The organism is Yersinia sp. 2542 StPb PI, from assembly GCF_048593855.1.
GTDB classification, from domain to species: Bacteria; Pseudomonadota; Gammaproteobacteria; order Enterobacterales; family Enterobacteriaceae; genus Yersinia; species Yersinia enterocolitica_E.
On sequence record NZ_JAZGQA010000178.1, the window covers coordinates 1 to 8,657 of the forward strand.

An 8,657-nucleotide genomic window follows, 5' to 3' on the forward strand; every position below is an offset into this window, starting at 1 on the left:
TATCTTGTCAGAAAAAATAAAAGAAAAATAAATGAAGAGTTAGAGGTTCTCATCCATGATGCTTACATGAAAGCAATCATTAAATATTAACTGGCTATATTTAAAAGAATCTCAGATAGATATTATCCCCATGACCATTTCCCTTAAGCCCGCCAGAGTCTTTATGATTCTGGCGGGCTTTCTTTTTGTTGTCTGAGGTAATTTCATGAATAAAGGTGAAGGCATTCATCGGATGGCGCAGTCTGTTAGTGCACTGCCGGATGCAGTTAAAGCGCACATCTTATTACACGTTTGCAGGCTTGGTGATTATGAGCCGGTGATTGGTCTTATGGGAAAAACAGGCTCCGGAAAATCATCATTGTGTAATGCTCTTTTTGCGAGTGACATTACGCCAGTCAATGATGTTATAGCCTGTACTCGTGAACCACTTCGTTTTCGCCTACGTATGGGGCGGCATAGTATGGTACTAGTTGACCTACCTGGCGTAGGTGAAAGCGCTGCACGCGACCACGAGTATGCAGCTTTGTATCAGCGCCTTTTACCGCGCATGAATCTTATACTCTGGGTAATCAAAGCTGATGACCGGGCTTTGTCGGTCGATGAACAATTTTACCGAGATGTCATCGGTGCTCATCGAGACAAGGTGTTATTTGTCGTCAACCAGGCTGATAAACTTGAGCCTTGCCATGAATGGGATAACGCAAGCCAAACACTATCCCCTCTTCAGAAAGTCAACCTCAGCCATAAATTACGCGATATCCGCTCTCAGTTTTCGCCTAACAATCCAGTCTGTGCAATTTCCGCGAAGCATGGATGGGGGCTAAGTCAAATGGTGGATAACCTGATGCGAGCTTTGCCCGCGAAAGCCAGTAGTCCTTTTCAAACCCAACTAAACGATAACCTCAGAAGTCATTCTGTCAAAGAGAGTGCGCGCGCAGACTTTGGCAAATCTGTAGGGGGTGTGCTTGATAAAGCGGCCATGCTGCCATTTATACCTGAAACTGTCAGAGCACTTATTCTCGGTGTGCGTGACACGGTGGTGTCAGTCGCCCGAGCCATATGGGACTTTTTCTTCTGAATTAACAATACCTCTTATCTCCCAATTTCAAAGGCCTGTTGCTCACGCAGCAGGCTTTTTTTATTTCATTTTGAATGACAACGAAGGAGTACTTATGGCCCGTTTATCTTCCCGCTTTGGCTCTGCCAACATAATTCGCCGTGACCGTCCCTTAACTCGCGATGAATTATTTAGCGCCGTTCCCAGCGTATTCAGCGAGGAAAAACATGCATCACGCAGTAACCGTTATACCTATATCCCTACAATTACCCTCCTCGACAACTTGCAGAAAGAAGGTTTTCAGCCGTTCTTTGCCTGTCAGACAAGGGTTCGTGATCCCGAGAAGCGCGAGCATACCAAGCACATGCTGCGCCTGCGTCGCGAGGGGCAGATAACGGGTAAACAGGTTCCTGAAATCATTCTTCTGAATTCGCATGATGGTTCAGGCAGTTACCAAATGCTGCCAGGGTTATTCCGCTTTGTCTGCCAGAACGGGCTGGTGTGCGGCGAAACGTTTGGTGAGGTGCGTGTACCACATAAAGGCGACGTCGTTGGAAAGGTCATCGAAGGCGCGTATGAGGTGCTGGGTATATTTGATCGTGTTGAAGAAAAACGTGAGGTCATGCAGTCATTAATGTTACCTCCACCAGCGCAACACGCGTTGGCAACAGCTGCCATCACTTACCGTTTTGGAGAGGAGCACCAGCGGGTGACTGCAGCCCAGGCTCTATCCCCCCGTCGATGGGAGGATAAGTCTGATGACCTTTGGACGACTTATCAGCGGATCCAGGAGAACTTAATCAAAGGCGGTCTTAACGGGCGAAATGTAAAAGGTAAACCAGCCCGCACTCGTGCTGTTAACGGTATTGATGGGGATGTGAAGCTGAATAGAGCGCTTTGGGTGATGGCGGAGACCATGCTGGAACATACGCAAGGTCGTTTACCGATTTAAGTATTTGATGCCCTGGACACACCCTGTCCGATATGGGTAACGATAATCCCGCAGATGACCACGAGGAACCCGCTACCAATTCGCCCTGTATCTGGGTTCCCGTAGAAATAAAAATATTTCCCGTTGTGTCCATATCCTGTCCGCCCCCCTAGTTAAAATAATCACACAATTTATCAGCCAGTTAACTTTCTACGGAGACCATGCAATGCCACAGCCTGAACGTCGCTATGATCGGCTGGCCGTGAGGTTGTCACTGATTATCAGCCGTCTGCTAAACGGTGAAACACTGAGCGTGCGCATACTGGCGGTAGAGTTCGGAGTATCGGTACGTACACTCCGCCGGGATTTTCGGGAGCGACTGATTTACCTGGATTTAGAATATAAAAATGGTCTGTGTCGCCTGGTGCCAGGGAGCCACACTTCCTCAGGCGAACGTGACGTACTCCACTTCGCCCGCCAAACGGGCGTCTCGGTGGTCTTCCCGGTACTTGATAGCCGTTTAGTCAATATGCTGATGAACAGCCGCGATGACTCGCCATGCATTATTTACCAAACCCCGTTACGAAGTGTTGCCGCCCCCTCTGAAAGTTTTCATCTGTTAACACGAGCGATAACAGAGCGGTTGCTGGTGACGCTTTTTAGCGGCGGACGGCAGTATGAACGTCTGGCCCCTTATCGCCTTATTTGTCTGGACGGTATTTGGTATCTGGTTTGTGAGTATCGCGGATATCTGAACGTATTTCTGGCTATTGAAATTACCGAGGTCAAGCTTCTTAAAGAGTCATTCTCCCGCCGAGATGATCTGAGTCGCCTCACTGCCGGTAATGACTTTATTATCGCACTCCCACATTTTCGTTTCATCCATGACGTTTTAAAGGAATTCAATAGCCAAAAATTGGCTTAAAGATTAATGTGTTATCCCATTATTTCATTTATACCAGACAACATATCCATTCGCAGGAGTGACAGATGAACACAACATTGAATAAGAAATTGATAGTACTCGGGAGCCTGCTTTTAGCATTCAACGCGCAGGCTTACAACGTCGTGGGGTCGGTAAAAGCCTGGTCGGATATGAGGCAAAGTGGATGGAAATCGGCAGATGGGTTTACCGATGAGCAATTAGGCATGCCACTTTATAAAGCTAGTGTCATTGAGAACTATCCCTGGACGGATCACTTTTTCATCAGAACGGGATGGCAGGGAAACTTTTTCCTGGCGGACAAGAGAAGCAAGACCATTAAATTAGTTAAGGCACCCAACGATAAACCCGCTGATTTGACCGTTGTATATCAGGGAGAAGATATGGGGAAAGGATGCTATTTCAGCATCGTCGACTCACAAGCGGGGCAGAATCTTTCGAGGGAGTATAACGAGCAGGTTGCGCCAAAAATTTTAACGACGATTGCCGATAAGTGCATCAATAAAAAGCAACTGGCTGAGATCAAAGCCAAAGAATCATCTGACGACAGGCTGCTTAAACAATGGGTAGCGAAAGAGACGCTCAATGAGCTATGTCGAAAGAAAGGGAATTGCTCACGCCATCTCGACTATCGGGTGCTTTCAAAATCAGGATTGTAGAAAATAAGGACGAATAGATGATCATGCGACAATACGTTTTGTCGGCATCACTTTGCTTACTCGCATCTCCTGCTCTGGCTATTCCCAATATGTGGAGTAGCGGCTTCGGGCAGGGTAATGCGGAATACACCATCACCAGCACGGATAATGTGGCCTTCACGATCAACTGCACCGGCAATCCCGATAAGGATGGGATACTTGAGCATGGTGTAGCCGTCACGTTAGCCAATGGCACGACTGTATATCCTGGGGATCAAGATCCTAATATTGTTGTTGTAATGAGTGACCAACAGTATTGGATCCCTGCCTCTCTCGGGTGGCGAAATGCCGATAATGCATGGGTATCGTTCATTGGAGATATTGCGAAGGCTCAGAGTTTCGATGTTTACATCAATGATAAGAAGGTGAGCAGTTATCAGGTCAGCTTGAAAAATGCCCAAAAGGTACTTCCACAAGAGGGTGAATGCACCGAAATTTATTACCGATAAAGAACGCCGAATTATCAATCCATTCTTTTATTGAACCCCTGTCGCATATGCGACAGGGGTTTTTCATTTTAAGGACCCGCTATGTACGAAATTGCACTGACTAGAATGTTCACCGCATCAGAAGAAAATATTATTCAGCAGGCCATGAATTGATGTCTGACATTCCTGCTGGGGCACGACTGGCTGACAGCTACCCAGAGTCACTGGAGAATGAGCCCGGTTGCCGGTCAATATCAGACGATGACCTGTGCGCTTTTTGCCATCATCTGGCATATCGCCCCGGTGAAACCAGCCTGTGCCAGTTGATGTCCGAGGACAATGACTGGCCTGCCTGCTTTGACGCTGATGGTTACGCACAGTCCTGCACCCAACTGCAACTGATTTTTACCGCTCCCCAGCCAGCACACGGCTGATAATTAATCGTACCTAAACGCACTCCCCGGTAAGTACTTACTCACTTTTATCACCCCCCACAAACAGGTTCCCCCGGTTTTCCGGTGGGGCCTGTTTTGTTATTAACCGATTATGGTACAAGGATTTTTCTCATGAACAGCCCCCTCAATACAGAAACAAACCCACTCACAGCCACCCGGATTTCTGATGCGCAACGCATCCATTTCTGGCCAAAACACTTTGGTCAGGTACCCAAATGGGCGTTGATTGAACCACAGGCTTTTCGTTGGCTGGACCGGTTGTGTTACGACTACCACGGCGACTTTTGGGACTTCTACACCTTACCCAACGGCGGGGCATTTATGGTGCCGGGTACGGAGCAAGACTACGCGTTGTTTAACGAACTCAATGGCAACGGGGCCACCGTCAGTCGTGAAGCTGCGGGTATTACCGCCTGCCTGATGGCTTACAGTCACTATGCCTGCCGTACTGAAAATGAGCTTATGACCGAACACTTTTACCGATTGCGCGAATATGCCTTACAACACCCTGAAAGCTTGGCTATTTTTGACTTGATTGACTGACGAACAGGAGTTTCCCCATGCCACATCAGCCTATGCGTGCTTCACTCCCCACTTTGCCTTTTGCCCAGCAACAGATTATCAGCCAGGCACTGGCGATACTGGAAACCCAACTCCGACACCGGCCCTACACCTTGACATCACCCGAGGCAGTGAAAGCCTGGCTGCAACTCCATCTTCGCCCTCAGGGGCGGGAGTGTTTTATGGTGCTCTTTTTGGACAACCGGCACCGCTTGATGGCCAGTGAAACCGTTTCTGTCGGCACCTTTAATTCCACCACAGTTTACCCCCGCGAAATCGTTATTCGGGCACTGCACCACCGCTGTGCTGCCGTTGTCATCGCCCACAATCATCCGGCCGGAGATCCCACACCGAGCCAGGCTGACCGCACATTGACTGCCCGACTGGTTAATGCGTTGAACATGGTCGACATTCGCGTACTGGACCACCTGATTATCGGTGAGAGCGAGCCGGTTTCGTTAGCCGAGTTGGGGTGGCTGCCATGTTAGCGACTATCCAACAAACCAACATCCTGACCCTTCGCGGTCTGCAATGCAGCACGGCACATATCACCGAGGGCGACAATGCGCTGCTGTACCGGATATCCCATTGTCAGGTGGCATTCGGCGATGGCGAATGGATCCATTTTACCGGCACAGGCTATTTGCTGCGTCTGGATGCCTGGAACCATCCAGTATTGCGGCTCAGGCAGTTGGGCCTCTCCAAAGCCTGCCGCCGTCTGGTCACCACATTAATGAAACGCCATGGGCTAACCTATCTACATATTGATGCCTTGGGTGATGTGTTGCCCGGTTTCGTCACATTCAACTGGTGATACCACCGCTCGTCTCCTGGCGTAATCCCTTATTATCCATATTGAGAACACCCCCATGAAACCACGACCCACCCCACCGGGCGCATTGCCCGTGTCTGCGATTTATCAACAACTGCTCGCTTTCCTGCTGGAGAATCACTACGGCCTGAGCCTCAACGATACGCCTTATCACGATGAACAGGTGATTGCACAACAGATAGAACAAGAGATTTCCGTTGGTGACACCGTCAATACCCTGGTTGAGAAATATGCCTTAGTGCGTATTGGTCGTACCGGGTTCAGTGCATTGGCACAAGACCCGATGTTGAGCAAAGGTGATATCGTGCGGGCTCGCCAGGCCGCAGGTCTGTGGCGTGCGCATTTTCCGCCAACGTTGCTGTACCCAACCGAGTCCCTCAATCCTATTCAACCACAGAGATAGTTAACATGGATAACCACATTACTACTTCCCCAACATGGGGCCTGAAACGTGATATTACGCCGCGGTTGGGAGCCAGACTGGTGCAGGAAGGAACACACCTGCACTTTCTGAGCGACAGAGCCCACATTGTCGGCACCTTTTCCCTTGAAGCCACTCAGACTCTTGATGCAGCGTTTCCCGCGCTGATAACCAAACTGGAATCGCAACTGCTGTCCGGGGCGCTGGATCCACGCCGTCAGCAAGGCATTACGGTTCGGCATGGAGAGTTTGTCTGTGAAGCGGATACGCTGGGCAGTCACGGTTATGTCTATATCTCGGTGTATCAGGAGCTGTCTTGAACAGCAGACACTGGCACCTGAACCATCCCTCTTCCTCGACGCCAACAACAATAGTTGGCGTTTTGCTTTTATGGAGTTCCTACGATGTCTACTTCACTCAGCACAGTTATCGATGAGCCACAGGTTCTAACCGGCCACACCGATGTGATTTGCTCCACCAGCATTGAACGTATCATCACCATGCGTAACACCGCGCTGGTGCAGATTGAAGCGTTTATCCACCAGCTTGAGGATATTTCAGCCATCACCAACAGCATTGGCGGTGGAATTGCAAAGGACTGGGCCATGCGACAAGATTTCCGCTGCGGCTGCTGGCTCATGGAGAAAACAGAAACGGGCATGAAAGCGATTACCCGCAATCTCGATCGCAGTATATGGCGAGATTTGATGTTGAGATCGGGGATGCTGAGCCTGATGGATGCCCAGGCGCGTGACCAGTGGTATAGAAACCTTGAGGGCGATAATATTCCTGCCGTCAGCGAAGCCAATATACTCAGTACCTTTGGGCAACTTCACCAGCAGAAAGACGAGGTATTTGAACGCGGAGTAATTAATGTTTTCAAGGGGCTGTCGTGGGATCACAAAACTAATAGCCCCTGCAGCTTCGGTAAGAAAATCATTATCAACAATCTGGTGACACATAATCGCTGGGGTTACAGCTTGAATTGGGGCTGGCGGCGGGATCAACTGGCTGACCTAGAACGAATGCTATTTCTGCTCGATGGTAAACCGATACCCGACAACCGTGGCGATGTTACTACCCGATTGATGGAGCATATCCGTGATAACCCGACAAAGGAAGTTTATGAAGATGCATTTTTCAGCATTCGTTACTTTCAGAAAGGAACCGCTCATCTGACATTCAAGCGACCTGAGCTGACTGAGAGAATGAATGATATCATTGCCAAGCATTATCCGGGCATGCTAGCCCAGTGATAATAGGCTGTATTTTCTAACAAATTTATCTGTTGGTATAAATGTTGGTACAAATTTTATCGAACACGATTTTATCCATATAAAACATATCAATACTTGATGTATTCGAATCCTGTAGGGACCATCTTTACGTATCCTAAATTCTATCTAAGTCCATAAATCCCTTATATAATCAGCCTCTCTGACAATTCCTGGCATCCCTACGTTTATCCGCATCGACTGAATTTTATAGATAGTTGGGGTATAAATAGGGGGAAGCCGAGGTTCCATGGAATGAGATACCCCCACATGAAATGGCTCTGTCGCATTAAGGCGTTGTTAGGTAGCATGCTGTTTTTTGTGATGTTACCTGCCCATGTCTCTGACCCGAAACGCCTTTTGTTGCCTGCATTATCCCGTCGATATTATTGCTCAGTGTGTCCGCTGGTATCTGGCTTATTCACTGAGTTTACGCAACCTGGAAGAGATGATGGCAGAGCGTGGTATTGTCATTGACCATTCCACGCTGCATCGTTGGGTGCCGCTGTTAGATAAGGTTTTTCGCCGACACAAACGCACAGTAGGTCGGCGGTGGCGAATGGATGAAACTTACATCAAAATCAAAGGCTAGTGGCGATATCTGTACCGCGCGGTCGATACTGTAGGCCAAACCATCGACCTTTTGCTGACCGCTAAACGGGACTCTGCGGCTGCATTGCGCTTCTTTCGCAAAGCTATTCGTCAAGGGTTTGAATAGCCATGTGTATAATCATAATTTATATACAACTCATCCTTTATAATAATATAAAGAGGCGTATATCCTCCACAGTGAACATACGCCATTTCTACATAACGGTTACTTATATTGCTAACGATCATTTACAGTAAAAATTTAATTTCATCACCCAAGATATCACTGATATCTTCATGCATTTTTGTCGTTGTATGCATGTTATCCCAGAAGATAAATGCTCCATTACTATTTTTACATTCATCTTTAGGTGATGCACCTGCAATATAATCAAGACTGGAATCTCTCAGATTCAGACAAGTATCTTTAGCGTTTACATAATTAAAGCTTGCGGGATTTTTGATT

General features: G+C 48.1%; 11 protein-coding genes and 3 pseudogenes. 13 read left to right on the top strand and 1 reads right to left on the bottom strand.

The genetic code is table 11. The features are described 5' to 3' along the window. Positions 1-205: 205 nt before the first annotated feature. The 13 genes and pseudogenes from V1952_RS17415 to V1952_RS17475 all read left to right on the top strand — a co-directional run. Positions 206-1,078 carry a GTPase family protein gene (locus tag V1952_RS17415; RefSeq protein ID WP_420075205.1) on the top strand — a complete coding sequence of 291 codons (873 nt, stop codon included), beginning with the start codon at positions 206-208 and terminating at the stop codon, positions 1,076-1,078. A gap of 94 nt (positions 1,079-1,172) precedes the next feature. Further along, positions 1,173-2,009 (top strand): DUF932 domain-containing protein, encoded by an 837-nt coding sequence (locus V1952_RS17420; RefSeq protein WP_420075206.1) that lies wholly within the window; start codon positions 1,173-1,175, stop codon positions 2,007-2,009. A gap of 205 nt (positions 2,010-2,214) precedes the next feature. After that, positions 2,215-2,913, top strand: coding sequence for a helix-turn-helix transcriptional regulator (locus V1952_RS17425; protein WP_420075207.1), 699 nt, complete (start codon positions 2,215-2,217; stop codon positions 2,911-2,913). A gap of 65 nt (positions 2,914-2,978) precedes the next feature. Next, the gene (locus tag V1952_RS17430; RefSeq protein ID WP_420075208.1) at positions 2,979-3,590 is read left to right on the top strand and encodes a hypothetical protein; all 612 of its coding nucleotides are present in this window, start codon (positions 2,979-2,981) and stop codon (positions 3,588-3,590) included. Between the two features lie 23 nt (positions 3,591-3,613). Then, the gene (locus tag V1952_RS17435) at positions 3,614-4,078 is read left to right on the top strand and encodes a hypothetical protein (protein ID WP_420075209.1); all 465 of its coding nucleotides are present in this window, start codon (positions 3,614-3,616) and stop codon (positions 4,076-4,078) included. Between the two features lie 152 nt (positions 4,079-4,230). Continuing rightward, complete coding sequence (locus V1952_RS17440) at positions 4,231-4,491, top strand: hypothetical protein (RefSeq protein ID WP_042569334.1); 261 nt, start codon at positions 4,231-4,233, stop codon at positions 4,489-4,491. 132 nt (positions 4,492-4,623) lie between these two features. Further along, complete coding sequence (locus tag V1952_RS17445) at positions 4,624-5,055, top strand: antirestriction protein (protein WP_042569335.1); 432 nt, start codon at positions 4,624-4,626, stop codon at positions 5,053-5,055. Between the two features lie 32 nt (positions 5,056-5,087). Beyond that, a complete protein-coding gene (radC, locus tag V1952_RS17450) occupies positions 5,088-5,561 on the top strand; it encodes a RadC family protein (RefSeq protein WP_042570110.1) in 474 nt (157 codons plus the stop codon). 29 nt (positions 5,562-5,590) lie between these two features. Continuing rightward, positions 5,591-5,887: pseudogene (locus tag V1952_RS17455) on the top strand (DUF5983 family protein); the annotation flags it as partial. A gap of 55 nt (positions 5,888-5,942) precedes the next feature. Beyond that, complete coding sequence (locus V1952_RS17460; RefSeq protein WP_042569336.1) at positions 5,943-6,308, top strand: TA system toxin CbtA family protein; 366 nt, start codon at positions 5,943-5,945, stop codon at positions 6,306-6,308. Positions 6,309-6,313: 5 nt separating this feature from the next. Beyond that, positions 6,314-6,646, top strand: a complete 333-nt coding sequence (locus V1952_RS17465; protein WP_042569337.1) for a type IV toxin-antitoxin system YeeU family antitoxin — start codon at positions 6,314-6,316, stop codon at positions 6,644-6,646. A gap of 84 nt (positions 6,647-6,730) precedes the next feature. Next, on the top strand, positions 6,731-7,582 hold the full coding sequence (locus V1952_RS17470; protein ID WP_271311729.1) for a DUF4942 domain-containing protein: 852 nt from the start codon (positions 6,731-6,733) through the stop codon (positions 7,580-7,582). A 355-nt stretch (positions 7,583-7,937) separates the two neighbouring features. After that, positions 7,938-8,303: pseudogene (locus V1952_RS17475) on the top strand (IS6 family transposase); the annotation flags it as partial. Between the two features lie 137 nt (positions 8,304-8,440). On the opposite strand, the pseudogene V1952_RS17480 reads toward V1952_RS17475, so the two are convergent. Further along, positions 8,441-8,657: pseudogene (locus tag V1952_RS17480) on the bottom strand (thermolabile hemolysin); the annotation flags it as partial.

Coding starts and splice junctions, on each gene's coding strand:
- V1952_RS17470 (WP_271311729.1), top strand. CDS start 6,731: ATGTCTACTTCACTCAGCACAGTTATCGATGAGCCACAGGTTCTAACC.
- V1952_RS17420 (WP_420075206.1), top strand. CDS start 1,173: ATGGCCCGTTTATCTTCCCGCTTTGGCTCTGCCAACATAATTCGCCGT.
- V1952_RS17440 (WP_042569334.1), top strand. CDS start 4,231: ATGTCTGACATTCCTGCTGGGGCACGACTGGCTGACAGCTACCCAGAG.
- radC (WP_042570110.1), top strand. CDS start 5,088: ATGCGTGCTTCACTCCCCACTTTGCCTTTTGCCCAGCAACAGATTATC.
- V1952_RS17415 (WP_420075205.1), top strand. CDS start 206: ATGAATAAAGGTGAAGGCATTCATCGGATGGCGCAGTCTGTTAGTGCA.
- V1952_RS17435 (WP_420075209.1), top strand. CDS start 3,614: ATGCGACAATACGTTTTGTCGGCATCACTTTGCTTACTCGCATCTCCT.
- V1952_RS17430 (WP_420075208.1), top strand. CDS start 2,979: ATGAACACAACATTGAATAAGAAATTGATAGTACTCGGGAGCCTGCTT.
- V1952_RS17425 (WP_420075207.1), top strand. CDS start 2,215: ATGCCACAGCCTGAACGTCGCTATGATCGGCTGGCCGTGAGGTTGTCA.
- V1952_RS17465 (WP_042569337.1), top strand. CDS start 6,314: ATGGATAACCACATTACTACTTCCCCAACATGGGGCCTGAAACGTGAT.
- V1952_RS17460 (WP_042569336.1), top strand. CDS start 5,943: ATGAAACCACGACCCACCCCACCGGGCGCATTGCCCGTGTCTGCGATT.
- V1952_RS17445 (WP_042569335.1), top strand. CDS start 4,624: ATGAACAGCCCCCTCAATACAGAAACAAACCCACTCACAGCCACCCGG.